Origin of the sequence: Polaribacter butkevichii, assembly GCF_038024105.1 — a bacterium.
Taxonomy (GTDB): domain Bacteria; phylum Bacteroidota; class Bacteroidia; order Flavobacteriales; family Flavobacteriaceae; genus Polaribacter; species Polaribacter butkevichii.
In genome coordinates this window covers 964,655-988,362 of record NZ_CP150661.1, presented here as the reverse complement: position 1 = coordinate 988,362, position 23,708 = coordinate 964,655, and the positions used below count along the sequence as shown (strand labels likewise).

The 23,708-nt window shown below is 30.3% G+C and carries 20 protein-coding genes; 10 read left to right on the top strand and 10 right to left on the bottom strand.

Annotated elements, in window-relative coordinates; all coding sequences use genetic code 11:
• Window positions 1-6: 6 nt before the first annotated feature.
• The 6 genes from murB to WG951_RS03895 form a co-directional block, all read right to left on the bottom strand.
• On the bottom strand, window positions 7-1,017 hold the full coding sequence (gene murB / locus WG951_RS03920) for a UDP-N-acetylmuramate dehydrogenase (protein ID WP_105048895.1): 1,011 nt from the start codon (window positions 1,015-1,017) through the stop codon (window positions 7-9).
• A 111-nt stretch (window positions 1,018-1,128) separates the two neighbouring features.
• Window positions 1,129-1,716 (bottom strand): hypothetical protein, encoded by a 588-nt coding sequence (locus tag WG951_RS03915; RefSeq protein WP_146105265.1) that lies wholly within the window; start codon window positions 1,714-1,716, stop codon window positions 1,129-1,131.
• A gap of 30 nt (window positions 1,717-1,746) precedes the next feature.
• On the bottom strand, window positions 1,747-2,148 hold the full coding sequence (locus WG951_RS03910) for an ACT domain-containing protein (RefSeq protein ID WP_105048893.1): 402 nt from the start codon (window positions 2,146-2,148) through the stop codon (window positions 1,747-1,749).
• A gap of 107 nt (window positions 2,149-2,255) precedes the next feature.
• Window positions 2,256-2,675, bottom strand: coding sequence for a MoaF-related domain-containing protein (locus WG951_RS03905; RefSeq protein ID WP_146105264.1), 420 nt, complete (start codon window positions 2,673-2,675; stop codon window positions 2,256-2,258).
• A 23-nt stretch (window positions 2,676-2,698) separates the two neighbouring features.
• Complete coding sequence (locus tag WG951_RS03900; protein ID WP_245893504.1) at window positions 2,699-3,235, bottom strand: GNAT family N-acetyltransferase; 537 nt, start codon at window positions 3,233-3,235, stop codon at window positions 2,699-2,701.
• Window positions 3,236-3,299: 64 nt separating this feature from the next.
• Window positions 3,300-4,490 (bottom strand): pyridoxal phosphate-dependent aminotransferase, encoded by a 1,191-nt coding sequence (locus WG951_RS03895; protein ID WP_105048891.1) that lies wholly within the window; start codon window positions 4,488-4,490, stop codon window positions 3,300-3,302.
• 140 nt (window positions 4,491-4,630) lie between these two features.
• Between WG951_RS03895 and WG951_RS03890 the strand changes: the two genes are divergently transcribed.
• On the top strand, window positions 4,631-5,965 hold the full coding sequence (locus WG951_RS03890) for an aspartyl protease family protein (protein ID WP_245893503.1): 1,335 nt from the start codon (window positions 4,631-4,633) through the stop codon (window positions 5,963-5,965).
• Here the strand turns inward: WG951_RS03890 and WG951_RS03885 are convergent.
• Window positions 5,962-6,366 (bottom strand): DUF1573 domain-containing protein, encoded by a 405-nt coding sequence (locus WG951_RS03885; RefSeq protein ID WP_105048889.1) that lies wholly within the window; start codon window positions 6,364-6,366, stop codon window positions 5,962-5,964. The genes WG951_RS03890 and WG951_RS03885 overlap by 4 nt on opposite strands.
• A gap of 123 nt (window positions 6,367-6,489) precedes the next feature.
• On the opposite strand from WG951_RS03885, the gene WG951_RS03880 reads away from it, so the two are divergent.
• Window positions 6,490-9,126, top strand: coding sequence for a valine--tRNA ligase (locus tag WG951_RS03880; RefSeq protein WP_105048888.1), 2,637 nt, complete (start codon window positions 6,490-6,492; stop codon window positions 9,124-9,126).
• Between the two features lie 167 nt (window positions 9,127-9,293).
• Window positions 9,294-10,160: an OmpA/MotB family protein gene (locus WG951_RS03875; protein WP_105048887.1), complete on the top strand. Its 867-nt coding sequence runs from the start codon at window positions 9,294-9,296 to the stop codon at window positions 10,158-10,160.
• Between the two features lie 60 nt (window positions 10,161-10,220).
• On the opposite strand, the gene WG951_RS03870 is transcribed toward WG951_RS03875, so the two are convergent.
• Both WG951_RS03870 and WG951_RS03865 read right to left on the bottom strand, forming a co-directional pair.
• Window positions 10,221-11,207 carry an aldo/keto reductase gene (locus tag WG951_RS03870; RefSeq protein WP_211296711.1) on the bottom strand — a complete coding sequence of 329 codons (987 nt, stop codon included), beginning with the start codon at window positions 11,205-11,207 and terminating at the stop codon, window positions 10,221-10,223.
• Window positions 11,207-14,104 (bottom strand): FAD-binding and (Fe-S)-binding domain-containing protein, encoded by a 2,898-nt coding sequence (locus WG951_RS03865; protein WP_105048885.1) that lies wholly within the window; start codon window positions 14,102-14,104, stop codon window positions 11,207-11,209. The genes WG951_RS03870 and WG951_RS03865 overlap by 1 nt, the downstream gene beginning before the upstream one ends.
• A 328-nt stretch (window positions 14,105-14,432) precedes the next feature.
• Between WG951_RS03865 and WG951_RS03860 the strand changes: the two genes are divergently transcribed.
• Window positions 14,433-15,500, top strand: a complete 1,068-nt coding sequence (locus WG951_RS03860; protein WP_105048884.1) for a methyltransferase — start codon at window positions 14,433-14,435, stop codon at window positions 15,498-15,500.
• A 313-nt stretch (window positions 15,501-15,813) separates the two neighbouring features.
• On the opposite strand, the gene WG951_RS03855 is transcribed toward WG951_RS03860, so the two are convergent.
• Entirely contained in the window at window positions 15,814-16,989 is a 1,176-nt protein-coding gene (locus WG951_RS03855; RefSeq protein WP_105049382.1) for an MFS transporter, read from the bottom strand.
• Between the two features lie 85 nt (window positions 16,990-17,074).
• Here WG951_RS03855 and WG951_RS03850 point away from each other — a divergent pair, with 85 nt between their 5' ends.
• The 6 genes from WG951_RS03850 to guaB all read left to right on the top strand — a co-directional run bounded on the left by WG951_RS03850 (window position 17,075) and on the right by guaB (window position 23,687).
• Window positions 17,075-17,932: a hydroxymethylglutaryl-CoA lyase gene (locus WG951_RS03850; RefSeq protein ID WP_170062893.1), complete on the top strand. Its 858-nt coding sequence runs from the start codon at window positions 17,075-17,077 to the stop codon at window positions 17,930-17,932.
• Between the two features lie 123 nt (window positions 17,933-18,055).
• Entirely contained in the window at window positions 18,056-19,561 is a 1,506-nt protein-coding gene (locus tag WG951_RS03845) for a bifunctional metallophosphatase/5'-nucleotidase (RefSeq protein ID WP_105048883.1), read from the top strand.
• Window positions 19,562-19,675: 114 nt separating this feature from the next.
• Window positions 19,676-20,863, top strand: a complete 1,188-nt coding sequence (locus WG951_RS03840) for a porin (protein WP_105048882.1) — start codon at window positions 19,676-19,678, stop codon at window positions 20,861-20,863.
• 186 nt (window positions 20,864-21,049) lie between these two features.
• A complete protein-coding gene (locus WG951_RS03835) occupies window positions 21,050-21,496 on the top strand; it encodes an FMN-binding protein (RefSeq protein ID WP_245893502.1) in 447 nt (148 codons plus the stop codon).
• Window positions 21,496-21,987, top strand: a complete 492-nt coding sequence (locus tag WG951_RS03830; protein WP_105048880.1) for a hypothetical protein — start codon at window positions 21,496-21,498, stop codon at window positions 21,985-21,987. The genes WG951_RS03835 and WG951_RS03830 overlap by 1 nt, the downstream gene beginning before the upstream one ends.
• 224 nt (window positions 21,988-22,211) lie before the next feature.
• The gene (guaB, locus tag WG951_RS03825) at window positions 22,212-23,687 is read left to right on the top strand and encodes an IMP dehydrogenase (protein ID WP_105048879.1); all 1,476 of its coding nucleotides are present in this window, start codon (window positions 22,212-22,214) and stop codon (window positions 23,685-23,687) included.
• The last annotated feature ends 21 nt before the right edge of the window (window positions 23,688-23,708 follow it).

The following is a 23,708-nucleotide window of genomic DNA, read 5'->3' as shown; positions in this document are numbered from 1 at the left end:
GGTTTTTTATGCAATAATATTCACTTCAATTTCTAAAGGAATTCCAAATTTTTTAAAGATGGTTTCTTTTATTTTTTCAGCAAGCTGATAAATTTCGTTCCCAGTAGCATTTCCGTAATTTACCAATACTAAGGCTTGTTTTTCATGAACGCCATAGTTACCAAAACGTTTTCCTTTAAAACCTGCTTGTTCTATTAACCAACCTGCAGGAACTTTCACTTCAGTATCCGATATTTTATAACTTGGTATGTTGGTATATTCTTTTTGAAGTTCTAAAAATTGAGAAGTTGCTATTACTGGGTTTTTAAAAAAACTACCACTATTTCCTATTTCTTTAGGGTCTGGAAGTTTCGATTTTCTAATAGCAATTACAGCATCAGAAATATCTTTTAAAGTTGGTTTTTTTATGTTTTTAGATATTAATTCTGTTTCTATAGCTCCGTATGAAGAGTTTAGGTTATGGTTGTTTTTTGTCAACTTAAAACTAACAGAAGTAATGATATATTTCCCTTTTTCTTCATTTTTAAAAATAGAGTTTCTATAACCAAAATTACAGACTTCATTAGAAAACTGAACTAGTTTACCTGTTTCAATTTCTAATGCTTCTACTTTTGTAATGGTATCTTTTACCTCTACGCCATAAGCACCAATATTCTGAATAGGACAGGTACCTACGTTACCAGGTATTAGTGATAAATTTTCTATACCACCATAGTTTTCAGAAACACACCAAAGCACAAAATCGTGCCAATTTTCACCAGCATTTACTGTAATGTATGCTGCATTGTCATCTTCATTATCAATAGAAATACCTTTAATATCAATATGAACAACTAACTTTTCAATATCTTTTGTAAGCAACATATTACTTCCTCCAGAAATTAAAAAGAGGTCTTTTTCAACCTTTAAAAGTTGCTGTAATTGATATACAGAATCTACAGAAATAAAACGTTTGGCATTTACAGAAATACCAAATGTGTTGTAGTTTTTTAGTGATATGTTTTTTAGTATATTCATTTTTTTTCTGTAAATTTATAACGTTATTTATTCTTTTACATCACTTTAAAGTAAGTGTTTTTGATGTATATTGGATTCGCAATTTTTTATCTAATATACTGCTTATAAGTTTTACTTTTTTCGTTTTATTTTCTTCTTATTTTCAAACCTAAATTCATATAGCTCTTTTAGGTCTTTAGAAATTTTTTCTTTCCACTCCAATAATTTTTCTTTATTTATACCACCTTCTGTTTCTTTAATTAGGATCATTCTTTGTTCGGAAAATTCGGCCATTATTTTATTACTAAGCTTTTTTAGAATGTCAAAACCTCTGGTTATTTTCCATTTCTTTAAAAATAATTGCTGTCTAAATTTCCGAGCGTGAATTTCGGCAAGATCAAATTGCATTTGCTGAAATTCTATTTGTTTATCAATATTCTTTACATTAGAGGTATCTATCCAAGAAGCGTTTCCTGAAAATAAATTTTCAACGTTTTTATTTAGATTTTTTTTCAAAAAATCAAATCCTTTTGCAGAATATGAAATTACAAATTGACTGTAAACATTTTGATTATTGTTGTCACTAGTTTTTATTTTAAAATCGTTTAAAGCTAATTTTTTATCAGTACTCCATCTTTTTTCTCCGTCTTGTAATTCTTGGCTAAAACTATAATTTAAACAAGTTATGCTTACTATAACTACTAAAAATATTTTTTTCATTTCCAATTTTTAACGTGTTGTTACTTGTTTTTATAGCTGCTTTTCAGATAATGCAATCAAAACTTTAATTGCTTTTTCTGCGTCTTTTTTATCTACAAAAATATGATCATGAAAATAACCTGCAATTACATTACAGCTAATATTATTTTTAGCTAATTCTGTTGAAAATATTGCTGTTAAACCAACTGCATCAAGAGACGAGTGAATGGTAAGTGTAATCCAAGAAGCAACATAATGGTACTTAAGGTTTAGTTTATCTGCTTTTTTCCTTTCTATAACAATTGTTGTCCCTTCTTTTTCTTTAAATTCACAAATGGTGTCTTTTCGATCTATAATATCGATCTCTTTTACGGTAGAAAACACATATTCTCCGTCATTTAACTTCGGAGTCATCCTTTTTATTAATTCGGCTAAATTTGTTTCTCCAGACATATCATTAGTTTTTTTAATTGACTTTTATTTAGTTTAAACTTTATCAAAAAGTCGGGTTGTGCGTTATTACCAAGTTTAAAATTATACTGCTCTAAATTTAACCAGTTTTATTTTTTTAACTCACGAATTGTTCCTGATATTGGTATAATTTCTTTTTGAATTGTTAAAAAAGTATTGACAGAGTTTTTCTTTAAATTAACCACTTGACTAACACCTAAGCCATCTTTTTCAATCCAAGAAAGAAATAAGGTATAATTATTAAGTCTTTGTTTAGAGTAGTTTTCATCTTCTTCTCTATCTTTTTCTTCTCCTTTTATACATTTCCAATGTAGAATGTTTTCTGATTTGAAATGCACTTCATACACAGAGTCTCCGTAATTATATTCAAATGTTTTTCCGGTTACAGAGATCACTGTTTCTTGAGACATATTTTTATCAACTACAGTTAGGTTATTTTCATTTCCATTATGTTTTTTACACGATATGATTGTTGTTAACATCATAATTGCGAATACTATGTTTTTCATTTTTTTTATAAATTTAATTATTACTACTCGTATTTAAGAAACATGATATGATTAGGATTTGATTTAGTTTCAGATATTTTGAAATTATATTTACCTACAATCATAAAACCTCTTTTTGTATAAAAATTTAGGGCTCTTAGGTTCTCTACCCAAACTGCCAACCAAATACCTTTCTGATGATGTTTTTTTGATAATTGAATATTAAAATCTAATAGTTTAGTACCTAATTTTTGTCCGTAAAACTTCTTTAAAAGATATATTCTATCTAGTTTAGTTACATTTAAATCATCAATATCTTTGTTTGCAGAGTTCAATTCAATTTTAGAAAACCCAGCAACTTTATCATCAACATAGATAATATGATACTGGGTTTTTATGTTTTTAAACTCCTTAGATATACTTGTTTTATTGTAAGTCTTAGAAATAAAACTATTCATGTCTTCTACGGAAGCACTATGTCCGTGAGATTCTAAAAATGCTTTTTTACCAATTTCGGCAATTAACTCAGCATGTTCAATACTAGCTTTTACTATTTTAATATTGATGTCAGCTTTTATCATTTTTTACTTAAAATCTTATAAATTAGTTTTTTAATTCGCTACTATTTTTATAGTACCAGTTAAACTAATCTTTATAAACTTTTAAAGCTTCACCTAAAATTTCTACAGATCTAATTAAATCGCTTTTGTTTAAAACATAGGCCATTCTAATTTGGTTTTTACCTTCACCTTCCGTAGAATAAAATCCACTAGCAGGGGCTACCATAACGGTTTCGTTATTTAAATTAAAATCTTCTAATAACCACTTTGCAAAATGATCAGCATCATTTACAGGCAATTGGGCAACACAGTAAAAAGCGCCTTTTGGATTTGCCACTTTTACACCATCAATTTTACTTAACTCAGCAATTAGTGTATTTCTTCTTTCTACATACTCTTCTTTTACATCATCAAAATATTGTTGAGGTGTTTCTAAAGCAGCTTCACTGGCAATTAATGCATACGTTGGTGGACTTAAACGTGTTTGTGCAAATTTAATAGCCGTTTTTATAAAGTCTTTATTTTTAGAAACAATACAACCAATTCTTGCACCACACATGCTGTAACGTTTAGAAACAGAATCTATAATAATAGCATTTTGATCTAAACCTTCTAAAGACAAAACAGAGGTATGTGTTAAACCATCATAAGTAAATTCTCTATACACTTCATCAGCAATTAAATATAAATCGTGTTTTAAAACAATTTCTTTTAATTTCTGAATTTCTTCTTTAGAGTATAAATATCCGGTAGGATTACCAGGGTTACAAATTAAAATTGCTTTTGTTTTCTTTGTGATTAATTTTTCAAATTCTTCAATTTTTGGTAAGGCAAAATTGTTTTCAATTTTAGAAATTACGGGAACAACTGTAACGCCAGAAGCGGTAGAAAATCCGTTGTAATTTGCATAAAAAGGCTCAGGGATAATAATTTCATCACCTGGGTCTGTAATACTACCAATAGAAAAAATTAAGGCTTCAGATCCTCCTGTTGTAATTACAATATTGTCTGCAGTAACATTTACATTGTGTTTTTTATAGTAAGAAACAAGTTTGTTTCTATATTCTTCAGAACCTTCAGAACGCGCATACGCTAATGTTGTAATTGTATTATTTTTTACAGCATCTAAGGCTACTTGTGGTGTTTTTATATCTGGTTGACCTATATTTAAATGAAATACTTTAACACCTCTTTTTTTAGCATCTTCGGCATATGGTACCAATTTTCTAATTGGTGATTCTGGCATTTTTAATCCTTTCTTAGATATTGCAGGCATAGTTATGTTTTAAATATTTGTTTATGCGAATTTCCGAAATATATTTTATTTAAAAGAGTATATTAAAGAAACTTTAACATGAGATGTTTTAGAAATGGTATCGTTTAAAATCTTATATTGTATTTGTAAAATAAATAAATTTGATAAAAACTTGCTTTCTTATTATTGTATCATTATTTTTTTCATTTGAGGCGATTTCTCAAACGGGGTTTTATTTTAATGGAGTAAAACATACAGAGCAAATTCGTTTTAGACTGATTAATAATTTAATTGTAATTCCTATAGAGATTAATGGTAAGGAATTGTCTTTTATTTTAGATACAGGTGTTAATAAAACGATTCTATTTAGTTTAACCGATAAAGATAGTATTGGTTTGTTAAATACTTCAAGTGTTCAGTTACGTGGTTTAGGTAGTGGAGATGCCGTAGATGCTTTAATTTCTAAAGAAAATACGTTTAAAATAAAAGGTTTAGAAAGTAATAGCGAGACTATTTATGTTGTTTTAAAAGATTTTTTTGATTTATCAAGCAAAATGGGAGCAACCATACATGGTATTATTGGATATAATTTATTAAGAAACGTAATTGTAAAGATTAATTATAAAACTAAAAAAATTCATTTTTACAATCCTAAAACATTTAGTTACAAAAAGTGTAAAAAATGTGAAACAATTCCGTTTCAGTTTTATAGAAAGAAACCTTATATTAATGCTAAAGTTAGCTTAGATACTATTGGTAATACATATACAGATGTAAAATTATTGGTAGATTCTGGAGGAAGTGATGCGGTATGGCTTTTCGAAAATTCTAAAAAAATGATTAGAACACCTAAATTATTTTTTAAAGATATTTTAGGCGAAGGATTAAGTGGATCTATTTTTGGAAATAGAAGTAGAGCCTCTAAATTTAAATTAGGTAGGTTTGTAATTAAAAATCCAACGGTTTCTTTTTTAGATTCAGTATCTACTCACAACGCTAGAAAATTTAAAGCAAGAAACGGCAGTATGGGAGGCGGTATTTTAAGTAGGTTTAAAGTTTGGATTGATTATCCGAATAAAAAAATTACTTTAAAAAAGAATGGTTCCTTTTCTTCAGATTTTAATTATAATATGAGTGGGCTAGATATTGGTTATAATGGCAAACAATTAGTAAAAGAAGAAACCGTAGAAAAGTTTACAGATATTTTTAATAACGAATTGTCAGATAAAAATACGGTGTCTTTTGGTACTAAATATTCTTTTAAATTTAAACCTGTTTTTATTATTAGGCATGTTGTAAAAAACTCAGCCGCAGAAAAAGCAGGTTTATTAAAGGATGATATTATACTAAATATCAACGGAAAACATGCCCATCAATTAGATATTGAACACATTATTCACAAATTTCGAGAAAAAGATAAAAAGAAAATTAGAATTACAGTTATGCGAAATGGAACAAAAATGAAATTTGAATTTCGTTTAGAAAAAAAAGTTTAATGCTCTGTAACCACACTTTTATCTTTTTCTAAAGAAATTTGTTTATTCACAAAACCTTTAATTTTAATTGGCTTTCTAGGGTTTTTTGCATTAGAAAAAACAGTAATTGTTTTAGAAAAACCACCAACTCTATTGGTATCATAAGAAACTTTAATTTCTCCTTTTTCTCCTGGCATAATTGGGTGTTCTGGTTTTTTAGGAACCGTACAACCACAAGAAGACTGAATGTTTTTTATAATTAATGGTTGGTCTCCAATATTTGTAAAAACAAATACCCTTTCTCCATTAGAATTTTTATCAATTTTACCATAGTTAATTGTTTCTTCTTCAAATTTAAATTCTTGCGCGTTTATAGAAAAAGAAATAAAGAAGATTACTAATAATGTACCAAAGGTTTTCATAATAAATATTTTATACTGTAAAATTAAGACTAATAATTTGTTTTAAAAAATCAACTACTAATTTTCTCTAGAAAATAGATAATTGTACTTTTGCTAACTATATTACAAAAACAATACCAAAGTATGACAATTCCATCTAAATATGATGCAAGCCAAGTAGAAGATAAATGGTACGACTACTGGATGAAAAACAACTATTTTCATTCTACGCCAGATGAAAGAGAGCCTTACACAATTGTAATTCCGCCGCCAAACGTAACAGGGGTTTTACATATGGGACACATGTTAAACAATACCATACAAGATGTATTGATAAGACGTGCACGTTTGTTAGGTAAAAATGCATGTTGGGTTCCCGGTACAGATCATGCATCTATTGCTACAGAAGCAAAAGTGGTTGCCAAATTAAAAGAACAAGGTATAAGCAAAAGCGATTTAACGCGTGAAGAGTTTTTACAACATGCCTTTGATTGGAAAGATGAATACGGAGGAATTATCTTAGAACAATTAAAAAAACTAGGAGCTTCTTGCGATTGGGAAAGAACTGCTTTTACTATGGATCCGGAAATGTCTGAATCTGTAATTAAAGTTTTTGTTGATTTATACAACAAAGGTTTAATTTACAGAGGTTACAGAATGGTAAACTGGGATCCGGAAGCAAAAACGACACTTTCTGATGAAGAAGTAATTCACGAAGAAAGACAAGGAAACTTGTATTATTTAGAATATAAAATTGAAGGATCTGATGCTACTTTAACCATTGCAACTACAAGACCAGAAACTATTTTTGGTGATACTGCAATTTGTATTAACCCAAATGATGAGCGTTTTACGCATTTAAAAGGGAAAAAAGCAATTGTACCTTTATCTAATAGAGTAGTGCCTATTATAGAAGATGAATATGTAGATTTAGAGTTTGGTACAGGTTGTTTAAAAGTAACACCTGCACACGATGAAAATGATAAAAATTTAGGTGATAAACACAATTTAGAGGTTATCGATATTTTTAATGACGATGCTACTTTAAATTCTTTCGGATTACATTATCAAGGAAAAGATCGTTTTGTTGTTCGTAAAGAGGTTGCTAAAGAGTTAGAAGAAAAAGGAATTTTAGTAAAAACAGAAGTTCACGTTCATAAAGTGGGTACTTCAGAAAGAACAAAAGCCGTTATAGAACCTAGATTGTCTGATCAATGGTTTTTAAAGATGAAAGATCTTGCGCAACCTGCAATTGATGCAGTTTTGGGAGAAGATGCAGAAATCAATTTATATCCAAAGAAATTTGAAAACACATACCGTCATTGGATGGAAAATGTGCGCGATTGGAATATTTCTCGCCAACTTTGGTGGGGACAACAAATTCCTGCTTTTTTCTACGGAGACGGAAAAGAAGATTTTGTAGTTGCAGAGAATATTGAAGCTGCTCTTGAGCTTGCGAAAGAGAAAACTAAAAACTCAACACTAACAACTAACGACTTAAAACAAGATGAAGATGCACTAGATACGTGGTTTTCTTCTTGGTTATGGCCAATGTCTGTTTTCGACGGAATTAGAAATCCAGAGAACGAAGAAATTAAATATTATTACCCAACAAACGATTTAGTTACCGGACCAGATATTTTATTCTTTTGGGTAGCAAGAATGATTGTTGCAGGTTATGAATATAAAGACGAAAAGCCTTTTAACAATGTGTATTTAACTGGTTTGGTTAGAGATAAACAAAGACGTAAAATGTCTAAATCTTTAGGGAACTCGCCAGATGCTTTAAAGTTAATTAGTGATTATGGAGCAGACGGAGTAAGAGTAGGGCTTTTATTAAGTTCTGCAGCCGGAAACGATTTAATGTTTGATGAAGATTTATGTCAGCAAGGAAAAGGATTTGCCAATAAAATTTGGAATGCTTTCCGTTTGATAAAAGGTTGGGAAGTAGATGCAAGTTTATCGCAACCAGAAACGTCTAAAATTGGTTTAGAATGGTATGAGGCAAAGTTTCAAAAAACGTTAGCAGAAATAGAAGATCATTTTTCTAAATATCGTTTAAGTGATGCTTTAATGGCAATTTATAAATTAATTAATGATGATTTTTCTTCATGGTTATTAGAGATTGTTAAGCCAGCATACCAACAACCAATAGATAAAAAGACATTTGATGCTATTATAGAAGTTTTAGAAAATAACTTAAAAGTATTGCATCCATTTATGCCATTTTTATCAGAAGATATTTGGCAATACATTGCAGATAGAAAACCAGAAGAAGCCTTAATTATTGCTAAATATCCAGTAATTAAAGATTTTGATGCAAAGATTATTGAAGATTTCGAATTTGCAACCGGAGTTGTATCAGGAATTAGAACCATCAGAAAAGATAAAAACATTTCTTTTAAAGATACGGTAGAATTGTTTGTAATTGATAATGATAAAAGCACTAAAAAATTTGATGCTGTTATTAAGAAATTAACAAATACTGCTGTTATAAACTACGTTTCAGAAAAAGTAGAAGGTGCATCCTTTAGAGTTAAATCTAATGAATACTTTGTACCTATTTCTATAGAAAATATAGATGTTGAGGCTGAAATTAAAAAACTAGAAGCAGAATTAAAAAGAGCAGAAGGTTTCTTATTTGGAATTACAAAGAAGTTATCTAATGAGCGTTTTGTATCTAATGCTCCAGAAAAAGTATTAGAATTAGAACGTAAAAAAGAGTCTGATACAATTGCAAAAATAGAAACAATAAAAAGTAGTTTAAGTTCACTAAAATAAATAGAACCCATATTTATTGTATAATATATTGAAAGAAAACCCCATAATTGAATGCTATTATGGGTTTTTTAACATTTTTAGTTAAAAAGAACTAAAACTAATATCAATTTATAATAATTAACCTTTTTTAGGGTTTAGAGTATAACTATTAAATAAAACGTAAAAGAATGAGAAAATTAATTATTCCAGTTGTTGCCATCTCTTTATTGGCAACCTCATGTGTTTCTAAAAAAAAGTATGTTGCTTTAGAAAATCAGTATGCAAATACTAAAGGAGCGCTTCAAAAAACAACTTTAGAAAAAGAAGCTTTAGAAGGTAAATTTGCAAAAATTGAAAGTAGAGTTGCTCGTTATAACGAAAAAATTAATTCTTTAAAAAGTGATAACTCTAGCTTACAAGACGCCAATGATGTAAAGTTAGATATGGTTGGTAAAACGGCCGTTATTTCTAATAATACTAGAGAGAGAATGAGAGCTACTTTATCTAAAGTAGATCCTGCGTTGCTTTCTAAGGCAGAAACTTTAAAAGATTCTTTAAACTTGGCAATATCTTATAATTTAAAAAATAAGATGAATACTTCAGATTTAAATAATTCTAATGATATTAATATAGATATTGATCAAACAGTGGTTATGATTTCTGTTTCTGATAAATTGTTATTTAATACGGCTAGTTATAAAGTTAAAAGAGGTGCTTATAGTTTAATTGAAAAATTAGCAAACGTTATTAAGTCAGAACCTAGTATGGATGTTATGATTGAAGGTCATACAGATTCTAGAACAATTAACAATGCTACTGTGCAAGACAATTGGGATTTAAGTGTAAAAAGAGCAACGTCTATTGTACGTCTTTTAGAAAGTAAATATAAAATAGAAGGAAGCAGATTAATTGCTGCCGGTAGAGGATCTACTGTGCCTTTAGTAGAAAATACAACAAGCGCTAATAGAGCTAAAAATAGAAGAACAAGAATTGTAATTCTACCAAATTTAGATAAATTCTTTGCTTTAATTGCAGATGATCAGCTTGCTGATTAATAAGTGGTTTTAAATAAATATAGCATAAAAAAAGCTCCTTTTAAAGGAGCTTTTTTTATGCTATAAAATAGCGTTTATTAATTTTAATTCTTCCTCAGAAAAAATAGTGTTCTCAGTTGCTTTTATACTATCTAAAATTTGAGAAGTTTTACTTGCACCAATTAATACAGACGTAATTCTATCATCTTTTAAAATCCAAGAAATAGCCATTTGAGCTAAATTCTGATTTCTGCTTTTAGCAACTTCGTTTAATGCTTTAATTTTAGGTAGCATTTCTAATACTTTATCCGTTTTTAAATAACGACCATCTTTTACGGCTCTAGAGTCTTTTGGTAATCCATCAATATATTTGTCGGTTAACATTCCTTGTGCCAAAGGCGAAAAACAAATAGCGCCAACACCAGAGTTTCCTAATAAATCTACCAATCCGTCTTCTATCCAACGATCAAATAAACTATATCTAGGTTGATGAATTAAACAAGGCGTTCCTAAATCTTTTAATATTTTAAAAGCTTTTTCTGCTTCTTTAGGTTGATAGTTAGAAATACCAACATACAAAGCCTTTCCTTGTCTTACTATTAAATCTAAGGCACCCATTGTTTCTTCTAAAGGGGTGTCTTTATCGGGTCTATGATGATAAAAAATATCAACATAATCTAAGTCCATTCTTTGTAAACTTTGGTCTAAACTAGAAATTAAATATTTCTTAGAGCCAAAATTTCCATAAGGACCTTCCCACATATCAAAACCTGCTTTTGATGAAATAATCAATTCATCTCTGTATTTTTTAAAATCTTTTTTTAAGATTTTACCAAACGTTTTTTCTGCAGCACCATAAGGAGGTCCATAGTTGTTTGCCAAATCAAAATGTGTAATTCCGTTATCGAAGGCACATTTTAATAAATTTCGAGCATTCTCAAAATCATCATTTTTACCAAAATTATGCCATAAACCTAAAGAAAGTTCAGGTAAAAGCAAACCGCTATTCCCTGTTCTTCTGTAGGTCATTTTATTATATCTTTCTGAATCTGCTTTGTATTTTGCCATTATGCTAATGCTTCTTTTAAAATAGTTATTGGGTGTTTTGCAACACGTTTTGTACCATCAAAAATTTGATGTCTACAACTTGTACCTGCCGCAACAATTTGCGTTTCTTGTGGGGTGTTTCTAATTTTTGGAAACAAAGTATCTTCACCAACTTGCATAGAAACTTTATAATGTTCTTTTTCATACCCAAAAGAACCTGCCATTCCGCAACAACCGGAATTGATAATTGTTACCGAATAGTTTTTAGGGATATTTAAAATTTGAAAACTAGCATGCGTGCCAGACAATGCTTTTTGATGACAATGTCCGTGTATTTTTAAAGTCTTAGCGTCATTTGTAAATAGAGATGTATCAATATTCCCTTTTTCTAACTCTTTGGCTAAAAACTCTTCGAACGTAAAACTATTTTTCGCAATTTTTTCTGCGGATGCTTTATCATCAGCTAAACGAATATATTCGTCTCTAAATCCTAAAATTGCAGAAGGTTCTACACCTAATAACGGAGTTTCGTCTGTTATAATATCTTTAAAAATAGCCACATTGTTATTACAAATTTGTTTCGCTTCTTTTAAAAATCCTTTAGAAATATGACTTCTTCCGCTTTCATCATGTGCAACGGTTTTTACTTCGTAGCCTAATTTTTCTAATAAAATAACGGCATCTTGTCCAATTTCTGCATCGTAAAAATTCGTGAATTCATCATTAAATAAATAAACCGCTTTTTTAGATGTTTTAGGATGATGCTTCTTTAACCAACTAGCCAACGTTTGATTGGCTAATTTAGGCACTGAACGCTCTACTGCTACACCTAAAACTTTTTTAGCAAGTGTAGAATTGGTAAAAAAGTTAGTAATAGCAGGAAAAGCACTTCCTAATTTATTGTATTTAGCATTGTTTGCAAATAATTTATTTCTAAAAGAATATCCGTTTGCTTCTTGATATTGATATAAAAATTCTGCTTTCATCGTAGCAATATCAACATTACTTGGGCATTCTGACGCACATGCTTTACAGCTTAAACAAAGGTCAAAAACTTGTTTTAACTCTTTGTGATTAAATTTATTTGCTTGGTCTGAGTTGGTTAAAAACTCACGCAAGGTATTTGCTCTTGCTCTTGTAGTATCTTTTTCGTCTTTTGTAGCTCTGTAACTTGGGCACATGGTACCGCCAGCTTCTACAGGTTTTCTACAATCTCCAGAACCATTACATTTTTCTGCTAATTTTAAAATTCCTTCACTATCAGAATAATCTTGAATGGTTTTTATTGTAGGTTCATCTCTACCAATTTCATAACGTAGGCTTTCATCCATCGCAAAAGCATCTGTAATTTTACCTTGGTTAAAAACGTTGTTAGGATCAAATGCTTTTTTTAATCGTCTTAATAATTGATAATTTTTATCACCAATCATTAAAGGAATAAACTCTGCACGCACAATTCCGTCTCCATGTTCACCAGAAAAAGAACCTTTGTATTTTTTTACTAGCTCTGCCGTTTCTGTGGTAATTTTTCTAAATAAAACTACATCTTCCTTTTTCTTTAAATTTAAAATCGGACGTAAATGCAATTCACCAGCACCAGCATGCGCATAATACACCGCATTTTGTTGGTATTTTGTCATAATTTGGGTAAACTCTTTAATATAATTTGGCAAATCTTCTAAAGCAACTGCGGTATCTTCTATACAAGCAACCGCTTTTTTATCGCCAACAATATTAGCCAAAGCACCTAAACCAGCTTTACGTAAATAATGCACCTTAGCAATATCTGCTCCGTACACTTTTGGGTGATGATAGCCAAAGTTATTTTTTTCTAAGTCTGCAATTAATTTATCTGCTAAAATTTCTGCTTCTTCAATAGTATTTGCAGAAACTTCTAACATTAAAACAGCTTCTGGATCTCCTTGTAAAAAGAAACGATTTTTAGCTAATTCTCTATTGTTTTTAGAACAATCTAAAATGGTTTTATCCATCAACTCACAATTATATAAATTGTGATTCATAGCAATAATGGTAGCATTTAAACTCTCGTTTATAGATTTAAAATGCGTACAAACCATAATACTTTCTGTAGGAGGAAGTTTGTCTAATTGCAACGTAATTGATGTTGAAAAAGCCAATGTCCCCTCACTACCCGTTAATAATTTTGCAACATTTACTGTTGGTGATGTTCCGCCAAATAAATCTGAAACTAATAACTCATCAACCGCGTAACCGGTACATCTTCTATGAATGGTTTTTTTAGGAAACTCATTTTTTATTTCTTGTTGATTTTCTGTGTTAGAAAGTTCATCAAAAAGATGTTTATAGATTTGCCCTTCTTGGGTGTTTTCTTTTGTTTTTTTGATAAAATCTGCAGAGGTAATCTCTTTAAAAACAGCAGTGCTTCCATCACTTAAAATAGCATTTACTTCTACTACTTTATCACGAGTTGCACCGTATTTTATAGAGGTACTTCCAGAAGAGTTGTTACCAACCATTCCGCCCATCATACATCGGTTAGATGTAGAGGTGTTTGGCCCAAAAAACAAACCAAAAGGTTTTAAATACACGTTTAAAGAATCTCTTACAACACCTGGTTGTAACGTAATTGTTTTTGCTTTTTCATCAAAAGAAAGAATGTTGGTAAAATGTTTAGAAACATCCACTACAAGTCCATCACCCACACATTGTCCTGCTAAGGATGTACCAGCAGTTCTAGGTATTAGTGTAATTTTATTTTTTGTAGCAAAATCAATTAAGGTTTTAATATCTTTTTCATCTTTAGGGTAAGCAACCGCTAAAGGAATTTTACGATATACAGAAGCGTCTGTAGCGTATAAAGTTTTGTGTAAATTATCGAAAAGGACATCACCAGAAAGTGAATTATGAAGTTGTTCTAAAACAGCGTTTTGAATCATTTTGTTGTGTAAATAAGTATTCTGTACACAAATATCTGAATAAAAAACTCATTATTTCTATCTGAAAAAACTTCTTTTATTATTTTTATTGATTCCATAAAAAATGATTTGAAATACTGATAATTTGAGAGATTTAAAAAGTATAAGTATTAATCTGTGCTATTTCTGTAATTGGCATGTATACTAGGTTTTAAAAAGTATCTTTGTCAAATATAAGTTTGTAGCTAATTAAATATAGATGGTTACTAAATTTTTTTAATTCTATTTTTAAAACACGGTTTTGCAAATACCATTTGTCTGCAATTCTATTTAATACATGATAATACGGATGAGTGCCAAATTAAAAATAAACAAACCAACACCAATTCGCCCAGGTGAAGAGCTATTAAAATTTGATAGCCATACAGATGTAAGAGAAACCTTGTATGCGATGAGAGATGGTAAATCGGTTTTAATTACTGAATTTTATAGCAACGGAATGTTACTTTTAAAAGAGTTACAGAAACATTTAAAAATTCGTTTGCCTAATAAAACCTTAAAAGAACAACATGCTTTTAGAGCAGAGTATCATAGACTATCTAATTTAATTTTATTAAAAATCACCAATCAAGAAGTAGCGGTAGATAAGGCTCCTAAAATTGGTTGGTTGCATACATTGTATACCGGTAAAAATGATTTTTTATTAACGTTTCCAGAAGTACAAAGACTAAATAGTGCATGGCAAAAGTTTCATAAGGGGGTTAAAGTGCCTGTTTTAAGAAACAAAGTACATCCTTATTATGGTGTGTATTTTCCTACTCGTTTCGATTATTTAACCTTGTTTGATAATTGGTTAAAACGTTACGAAGGACCTAAGAAATCTGCCATAGATGTTGGTATTGGTAGTGGAGTATTGTCTTTTCAGATGGTACAACATGGTTTTCAGAAAGTTTTTGGTACAGATACAAACCCGAATGCTATTTTAGGTTTAAAAGAATTTATGGGTGATACTAAGTTGTCTCGTAAAATTGAATTAAATTACGGAAACCTTTTTGCAACCATAGAAAAAGAAACCGAATTAATTGTTTTTAATCCGCCATGGTTGCCAGCAATTTCTAATGAAGAAAATATAGACGAAGCTGTTTATTATAACAAAAACTTGTTTCCTAAATTTTTTGCTGATGCAAGTAATAAATTGGCTGAAGGAGGAAAGTTAGTTGTTTTATTTTCTAATGCTGCAGAAATTAAAAATCTTACAAAAGAGAATCCGATAGAAAAAGAATTGGCAAAAGGAATTCGTTTTAAACTAGAAAAGTGTTTAAAGAAAACGATTAAACCTCCGGTTGATAAATCTAAAAGAAATAAAAAAGTAACTGCTTTAGAAGAAGCACAACTTTGGGTCCTGACTAAGGTTTAGAATATTATTTGTTATTTAGACTTTAGGAGAAATCACATAAGGATGATCACATTAAATGTGTCAGCTTTGTGTGATTTTTCTTTTTGATTGAAAAGATAAAACTACATGTTGGTTTTTTATTTTTAATCCTTTTGAGCAAGACATTTTTACGATTACCCTCATTAGAAGTTGTACCACTTTGAGTATTGATAAAAGCCTAAAGTATTACTTGTCATTTCGACGTTAGGAGAAATCTCATAACAGTGATAACACCAAGTTGATCAACCTTATGTGATTTCTCCCTTTGGTAGAAAAGACAAACCTCATGTAAATATTACGAAACAACTTTTTTTCTAGAAAAAGTAAGTAAACCTAAAATAGGCCCAATTGCTAATAGCAGATAAATAAGGTTAGAATCCGAAGTTTCTGTATAGCTGCTTATCAATTGAATACTAACAATAGTAATTGAAAAACCAATACAGTTTACTATGGTTAGTGCTGTTCCTTTGTTTTTTGCCTCTACATTTTGAGCCACTAGCGTAGAGAATAATGGCGAATCTGCAATAACAACCATTCCCCAAAAAAGTAAAAATCCTACAAATAGATTTTCATTTGTTAGCTGAAACATCAACGGAGCAACAAGACAACAAGCACAAGAGAAAAACAAAGCCAAGTAAGCAATGTTTTTAGGTCCATATTTTTCAGATAAATAACCTGCTATTACACAAGATAAACTGCCTATTGCAATAATAAAAAACGATAATAAAGGAATATTAAAATGCGTATCAGCATGTAAATTGGCATAGACTTTTAAGAGAATAGGTACAAAGGTCCAAAAGGTATATAACTCCCACATGTGACCGAAATAACCAAAAGCAGCTTTTCTAAAATTTATATTTTTAAATATTGAAAAACAAATGGTAATATCTAGTTTTTTTCCAGCAGTTCTATAGGGACCATTAGGTACAAAAAGCAACATTAGTAATCCGCCAAAAGCGGCTAAAGTAGAGATAGAAATTATAATTGTTTTCCAAGAATAGTCGTGCATTAAATCTTTTAATAAATGCGGTAAAGCAGTACCTAAAACCAAGGCACCCACTAAAAACCCTAAAGATTTACCCAATCCTTTTTGATAATAATCTGTGGCAATTTTCATCCCAACAGGGTAAATTCCTGCCAAGAAAAAACCTGTTAAAAAACGCATACCTATTAAAGTAAGAAAAGTTTGATTTTCAAAAATAAGTCTCAAATTGAAAAAAGCCCCCAAAATAGCACAGAAAAAAAACACTTTAGATGGCGAAAAACGGTCTGCGACGGTAAATAAGGCAAATACCAAAGTCCCCATAATAAAGCCAAATTGTACTGCAGAAGTTAAATAGCCTAATGCAATATCACTTAAATTAAAACTTGTAACTATATCAGTCATTACTCCGTTGCTTGCAAACCATAAAGAGGTGCAACAAAACTGAGAAATAATGATTATTGGAAGTATGTATTTTGATTTGCTCATAGAAGAAAACGAAAGTACCAAAAAGGAGACAATAATCAATAAAAAATATTTTGCCAGTTCATTAGAATCTCTATCTTTGATTCTGATGAAAAAAGTAAAAATCATAGAATGTCCTCGTGACGCAATGCAAGGAATAAAATCTCATTTTATTTCTACAGAGAAAAAAGCATTGTATATAAACTCCTTATTAAAAGTGGGTTTTGATACTATTGATTTTGGCAGTTTTGTCTCTCCAAAAGCAATTCCGCAAATGCGAGATACTGCAGCTGTTTTATCAAAATTAGATTTGTCTAGAACGCAAAGTAAATTGTTAGCCATTATTGCCAATATTAGAGGTGCAAATGACGCTTCTCAGTTTGAAGAAATTGATTATTTAGGATATCCTTTTTCAATATCAGAAAACTTTCAAATGCGTAATACACACAAAACGATACAAGAATCTATAGAAACCTTAGATGCAATTTTAAATATTGCCGATATAACCAATAAAGAAGTAGTTGCGTATTTATCGATGGGGTTTGGAAACCCATATGGAGATCCTTGGAATGTGGAAATAGTAGGTGAGTGGACAGAGAAACTTTCTAAAATGGGCGTAAAAACATTGTCGCTTTCAGATACTGTAGGTAGTTCTACCCCAGAAGTTATAGATTATTTATTTAAAAATTTAATTTCAGCATACCCAACTATAGAATTTGGAGCTCATTTACATACCAATCCAGATAAATGGCATGAAAAAGTAGATGCAGCATACAAAGCTGGTTGTTTGCGTTTTGATGGGGCAATTAAAGGTTACGGAGGTTGCCCAATGGCAAAAGACGAATTAACGGGTAATATGCCAACAGAAAAACTACTAAGTTATTTTACTGCTCAAAAAGCAGATACCAATATAAAACCAATGAGTTTTGAAAGTGCTTACAATAAGGCCTTAGAGACATTTATTTAGAAGTACTAGATTTTATCTTAAAATAACAAAGTTAAAATAAAGTCTCAATGTTTTGTCAAATTGTAAAATGTTACCTTGAGCGCAGTTGAAAGGTTATTTTTACTAAATTATAATTGAATTAAAATGAAATTCACAAAATCAATTCTATACTTTTTATCAATCTTATTTTTAGCATCTTGTTCTAAAGATGATCAGAAAATAGACTTTACATTTTTACAGTTAAATGATGTGTATGAGATTGCGCCGATACAAGGAGGAGAATATGGAGGAATGGCAAGAGTAGAAACCGTACACAAAGAATTACTGCAAGAAAACCCAAATACGATGCTTTTTATGGCAGGAGATTTTTTAAATCCGTCTTTATTAGGAACCATAAAAGTAGCAGGAGAAAGAGTACGAGGAAGACAAATGGTAGAAGTAATGAATGCTATGAATTTCGATTTGGTAGCGTTTGGTAATCATGAGTTTGATGTTTCTCAACAAGACCTTCAGAAAAGATTAAATGAAAGTAATTTTCCTTGGATTTCTGCCAACGTAAAACAAAAAACAAAAGAAGCAGCAATTCCTTTTTACAAAGAAGTAAATGGTCATAAAGAACATGTAGGAGAAACATTTATCAAAGAATTTTCTGATGCTGATGGAACAAAAATAAAAGTAGGTTTTATAAGTGTTTGTATTCCGTCTAACCCAAAAGAGTTTGTAGAATATGGTAATATGTTTGTAAAAGCAAGAAGTTCTTATGCAGCTATTAAAGATTCTGTAGATGTTGTTTTTGGATTAACACACGTTAAAATAGCAAATGATAAAAGAATTGCAAAATTGTTGCCAAATCTACCTTTAATTATGGGCGGTCACGAGCATACCAATTCTTATGATATGGTAGGAGATGTAGTTATTGCAAAAGCAGATGCCAATGCAAAAACCGTATATGTACATAGAATTACTTATGATAAGAAAACAAAGAAAACGATTGTAAAATCTGAATTAAAAGAAATTAATGCAACGATAAAATCAGATGAAAAAGTAGCTAAGATCGTTAGCAAATGGCAAACCATCTTAACTTCAAAAATAACAGAAATTATAAAAAACCCAGAAGAAGTTATTTTTGAAGCCAAAACACCTTTAGACGGTAGAGATACACCAATTAGAAGTACCCAAACAAATTTAGGGCAACTTATTACCAAGGCAATGTCTTTTGGTTTTAATGATGAGGTAGATTGTGCGTTGGTTAATGGCGGTTCTATAAGAATAGATGATCAACTAAGCGGTCATATTACCGCAGTAGATATTTTTAGAGTGTTGCCGTACGGAGGTGCAATTTTAAAAGTGAAAATTAAAGGGCGTTTATTAAAAAGAGTGTTAGATTATGGAAGTCTAGCTGTAGGAACAGGTGCTTATTTACAACGCTTTAATGCCGAAAAAGTAGGTGATAAGTGGATGATTAAAAACCAAGAGTTAGACATTAATAAAACCTATACGGTTGCCTTTTCTGATTATTTATTAAAAGGATTTGATATTCCTTTTTTATCCAAAGAAAACAAAGAAGTGTTATCTATTTATTCACCTAAATCAGAAGAACTAAATTTTGATATTAGAAAAGCTGTTATTTCTTATTTAAAAACCATCTAGTTTCTTCTTGATGAGTTAATTGTTATTTTATTTTAATTAAATCTAAATAATGTTTGTTAATGTGAAAATCAATTTTATATTTGCGGAAAATTATTTGTAATTAATCTAAATAAAATGAAAGTATTTTTAACTTTTGCTATTGCTGTAGCTACCACTTTTAGTTTTTCGGCACAAAACACACAAAAAGATTCAATTAATAATCCTAATAATCAGGTAAATACAGCACAACGTATTTTAAATGGTAATATTAACACAAAAGGTGTTACTGTAGGAGGTTATGGAGAATTGACTTACAATAGAAAAGAGAATAATAATGCAGAATTAGACGTACAACGTTTGGTTTTATTATTTGGTTATAAATTTGATGATAGAACACAATTTATTACAGAGGTAGAGTTCGAACACGTTAATGAAGTGTATGTAGAGCAAGCCTTTTTACAATACTCAGTTAGTGATAATGTAAACCTAAGAGCAGGTTTAATGTTAGTGCCAATGGGAATTATTAATGAATATCATGAACCAACAACTTTTAATGGTGTAGAAAGACCAAGTATAGATGGAGCTATTATACCAACCACTTGGAGAGAATTAGGTTTAGGAGTTTCTGGTAGATATAACGAAGCTTCATTGCGTTACCAAGCCTATATTTTTAATGGCTTTTCTTCTACAACTTCTGATGGAAATGGAAACATTACTGGCGGAAAAATTGGTGGAAGCAATGGTTTAAGAGGAGGAAGACAAAAAGGTGCAAAATCTACCATGAACAATGTTAATTTCTCTGGAAAATTAGACTATTATGGCTTACCTGGTTTACGTTTAGGATTGTCTGGTTATTTTGGTAGAACTCAATCTCCTGCAGATGTAGAAGATATTGATGGAGCAGATGTAGGTCTTGCTATGATTGGTTTAGATGCACGTTATGCATACCAACGTTTTACTGCAAGAGGTCAGTTTATTCATGGAAGTTTATCTGATACAGAAGCATATAATACTGCTACAGGTGCAAATTTAGGAAGTGCCTTACAAGGATATTATTTAGAAGCGGCTTATAATTTATTACCACAAAATAAAAGACAACAATTATTTGGTTTTGTTAGGTATGAAGATTTTAATACCCATGCCTCGGTAGCAGGTAATTTGGTAAAAGACCTAAGTTATGATAGACAAGAATGGACGCTAGGTTTAAGCTATAAAATTGCTCCTGGTGCAGTTGTTAAAGGAGACTATCAATTTAAAAATAATGCAGTAGCTGGTAGTGCTTCTGTAAACCAATTAAACTTTGGAATAGGGGTTTGGTTCTAATAAATATTTTTTATTAAATGTAGTTAAGTCAGTTTAAATTTTTAATTTGAATTGGCTTTTCTTTTTATTTAGATTAATTCTAATTATTTTTGCAGCATGATTTTAAAAAGATTTTTTTCGATATCAATAATTAGTGTAAGCTTTCTATTGGTTTCTTTTACTTTACCTAACAACCTTTTAAAAAAAGTGAATAAGGAAGTAAAGAGCGTTTTTGAAATAACTAATTTTGAATTGAAGTTGATAAAAATTGATGATTCGATTAATGCGCTATTACCAAAAAAAATAGGAGGTGATCATCTTTTTAAGATAGAAAGTGACTCGCAGTTAGTGGGTTATGCGTTTGTAGATACTGCAGCAAGTAAAACAGACCAATTTGATTATCTTATTTTATTAGACAAAAACCTGATTATTGCCAAAACCAAAGTGTTGGTGTATAGAGAAGATTATGGAGGAGAAATAGGAAGTAAACGTTGGTTAAAACAATTTATAGGGAAAACTTTTTCAGATAAATTACAATACGAAAAAGATATTATTCCAATTTCTGGTGCCACAATTTCTGCACTTTCTATGACCAAAGCAGTAAATTCATTTTTATTAGATTTGGATATTTTACATGACAATAAAATATTATAATGGTTTTAAAAGGACTTATTTATCAATTTCCAAAAGAAATAAAGTTACTTATAGTTGCTTTTATTTGCACTTTAAGTATTGGCTTTTATAGCGGAATTTCGTTTGTAAAGTCTACTACAAATGCCAATCCTACTGGTATTGAGCAACGTTATTTAGGAAATGAAGAGGATGAGAATGCTACTAAAATGTTATTTAAGAAATCGGAAGGTGAAATTATGACAACAGTTCATAGTCATATTTTATCACTGTCTGTAATCTTCTTTATGGTTTCATTACTTTTAGCTACAACAGATATTCCTCAAAAATTGAAACTATTTTTAATGATAGAACCTTTCTTTTCTCTCGTTCTTACATTTGGTGGTATATACTTATTGTGGAAAGATTTACACTTTATGAAGTATGTAATTATGGTATCTGGTTTCTTTATGACAGCAACTTATACAGCTTCAATCTTTATTATTTTAAAACAAGCTTTAAAGAAAACTAATTAAGTTTTAAAACTTAAGCAGGTATTTTTTTCTTGATATTAAATTAGAAAAAGTGAATGCACTAATAATTAAAATATTGATTTTTTTTGTGAAATTATATTTTATTTAGAGGATATAAAAAAAAATAAATGTAAACTAATTGTTATCATTATAGATACTAGGTTCTCTATAGTATAAAATTCATATATTAATTGTAAATTTGCACGCAATTATATCTTAATTGCAACATGACAGCACACGACAACAAAATTTTAGGAGAAGGATTAACATACGACGACGTTCTTTTAGTCCCAGCCTTTTCAGAAGTACTTCCAAGAGAAGTAAGTATTCAAACAAAATTTACTAGAAACATTACAATCAACGTTCCAATTGCATCTGCTGCTATGGATACCGTTACAGAATCTGCTTTAGCAATTGCTATTGCAAGAGAAGGTGGTATTGGTGTTTTACATAAAAATATGACTATTGAGCAACAAGCGAAAGAAGTTAGAAAAGTAAAACGTGCAGAAAGCGGAATGATTTTAGATCCGGTAACTTTGCCTTTAACGGCTGTTGTTTCTGAAGCGAAAGCAAATATGAAAGAACATGGTATTGGCGGAATTCCTATTATAGATAACGATGGTATTTTAAAAGGTATTGTTACCAATAGAGATTTACGTTTTGAGCATAATGGACAAAGACCAATTGTAGAGGTAATGACTAGCGAGAATCTAGTAACTGCTTCTGTAGGAACTTCTTTAGAAGATGCAGAAAAAATTCTTCAGAATTATAAAATAGAAAAACTTTTAATTGTTGATGAAGATTACAAATTAAAAGGATTAATAACGTTTAGAGATATTACCAAAGTAACTCAAAAGCCAATTGCTAACAAAGATTCTTTTGGTAGATTAAGAGTTGCAGCTGCCTTAGGTGTTACTGGTGATGCAGTAGATAGAGCAGAAGCTTTAGTAAATGCAGGTGTAGATGCTGTAATTATAGATACTGCCCATGGTCATACTAAAGGTGTGGTTATGGTTTTAAAAGCAGTAAAAGCAAAGTTTCCTAATTTAGATGTAGTTGTTGGTAATATAGCAACTGGTGAAGCTGCTAAATATTTAGTAGAAGCAGGTGCAGATGCTGTAAAAGTTGGTATTGGTCCAGGTTCTATTTGTACAACAAGAATTGTTGCCGGAGTTGGTTTTCCTCAATTTTCTGCAGTTTTAGAAGTTGCCGCAGCTATTAAAGGTAGTGGAGTGCCTGTTATTGCAGACGGTGGAATTCGTTATACAGGAGATATTCCTAAAGCAATTGCTGCTGGTGCAGATTCTGTAATGTTAGGTTCTTTATTGGCCGGAACAAAAGAATCTCCAGGGGAAACAATTATTTACGAAGGAAGAAAATTTAAATCTTATAGAGGTATGGGATCTGTAGAAGCTATGAAACAGGGTTCTAAAGATAGATACTTTCAAGATATAGAAGATGATATTAAAAAATTAGTTCCAGAAGGTATTGTAGGTCGTGTTCCTTATAAAGGAGAATTAGCAGAAAGTATTCACCAATTTATTGGAGGTTTACGTGCAGGTATGGGATATTGTGGTGCTAAAGATGTAGAAACCTTAAAAGAAACAGGACGATTTGTAAGAATTACCGCAAGCGGAATTAACGAAAGTCATCCTCATGATGTTGTAATTACTAAAGAATCACCTAACTATAGTAGAAGGTAATTAGTATTATAATCTATTTAA

Bases quoted from the DNA above. Each gene is read 5' to 3' on its own strand.
- WG951_RS03860 (WP_105048884.1), top strand. From the start codon at position 14,433: ATGAGTGCCAAATTAAAAATAAACAAACCAACACCAATTCGCCCAGGT.
- WG951_RS03830 (WP_105048880.1), top strand. From the start codon at position 21,496: ATGGTTTTAAAAGGACTTATTTATCAATTTCCAAAAGAAATAAAGTTA.
- guaB (WP_105048879.1), top strand. From the start codon at position 22,212: ATGACAGCACACGACAACAAAATTTTAGGAGAAGGATTAACATACGAC.
- murB (WP_105048895.1), bottom strand. From the start codon at position 1,017: ATGAATATACTAAAAAACATATCACTAAAAAACTACAACACATTTGGT.
- WG951_RS03900 (WP_245893504.1), bottom strand. From the start codon at position 3,235: ATGATAAAAGCTGACATCAATATTAAAATAGTAAAAGCTAGTATTGAA.
- WG951_RS03865 (WP_105048885.1), bottom strand. From the start codon at position 14,104: ATGATTCAAAACGCTGTTTTAGAACAACTTCATAATTCACTTTCTGGT.
- WG951_RS03840 (WP_105048882.1), top strand. From the start codon at position 19,676: ATGAAAGTATTTTTAACTTTTGCTATTGCTGTAGCTACCACTTTTAGT.
- WG951_RS03895 (WP_105048891.1), bottom strand. From the start codon at position 4,490: ATGCCTGCAATATCTAAGAAAGGATTAAAAATGCCAGAATCACCAATT.
- WG951_RS03905 (WP_146105264.1), bottom strand. From the start codon at position 2,675: ATGAAAAACATAGTATTCGCAATTATGATGTTAACAACAATCATATCG.
- WG951_RS03915 (WP_146105265.1), bottom strand. From the start codon at position 1,716: ATGAAAAAAATATTTTTAGTAGTTATAGTAAGCATAACTTGTTTAAAT.
- WG951_RS03870 (WP_211296711.1), bottom strand. From the start codon at position 11,207: ATGGCAAAATACAAAGCAGATTCAGAAAGATATAATAAAATGACCTAC.
- WG951_RS03855 (WP_105049382.1), bottom strand. From the start codon at position 16,989: ATGAGCAAATCAAAATACATACTTCCAATAATCATTATTTCTCAGTTT.
- WG951_RS03850 (WP_170062893.1), top strand. From the start codon at position 17,075: ATGAAAAAAGTAAAAATCATAGAATGTCCTCGTGACGCAATGCAAGGA.
- WG951_RS03845 (WP_105048883.1), top strand. From the start codon at position 18,056: ATGAAATTCACAAAATCAATTCTATACTTTTTATCAATCTTATTTTTA.
- WG951_RS03885 (WP_105048889.1), bottom strand. From the start codon at position 6,366: ATGAAAACCTTTGGTACATTATTAGTAATCTTCTTTATTTCTTTTTCT.
- WG951_RS03875 (WP_105048887.1), top strand. From the start codon at position 9,294: ATGAGAAAATTAATTATTCCAGTTGTTGCCATCTCTTTATTGGCAACC.
- WG951_RS03880 (WP_105048888.1), top strand. From the start codon at position 6,490: ATGACAATTCCATCTAAATATGATGCAAGCCAAGTAGAAGATAAATGG.
- WG951_RS03910 (WP_105048893.1), bottom strand. From the start codon at position 2,148: ATGTCTGGAGAAACAAATTTAGCCGAATTAATAAAAAGGATGACTCCG.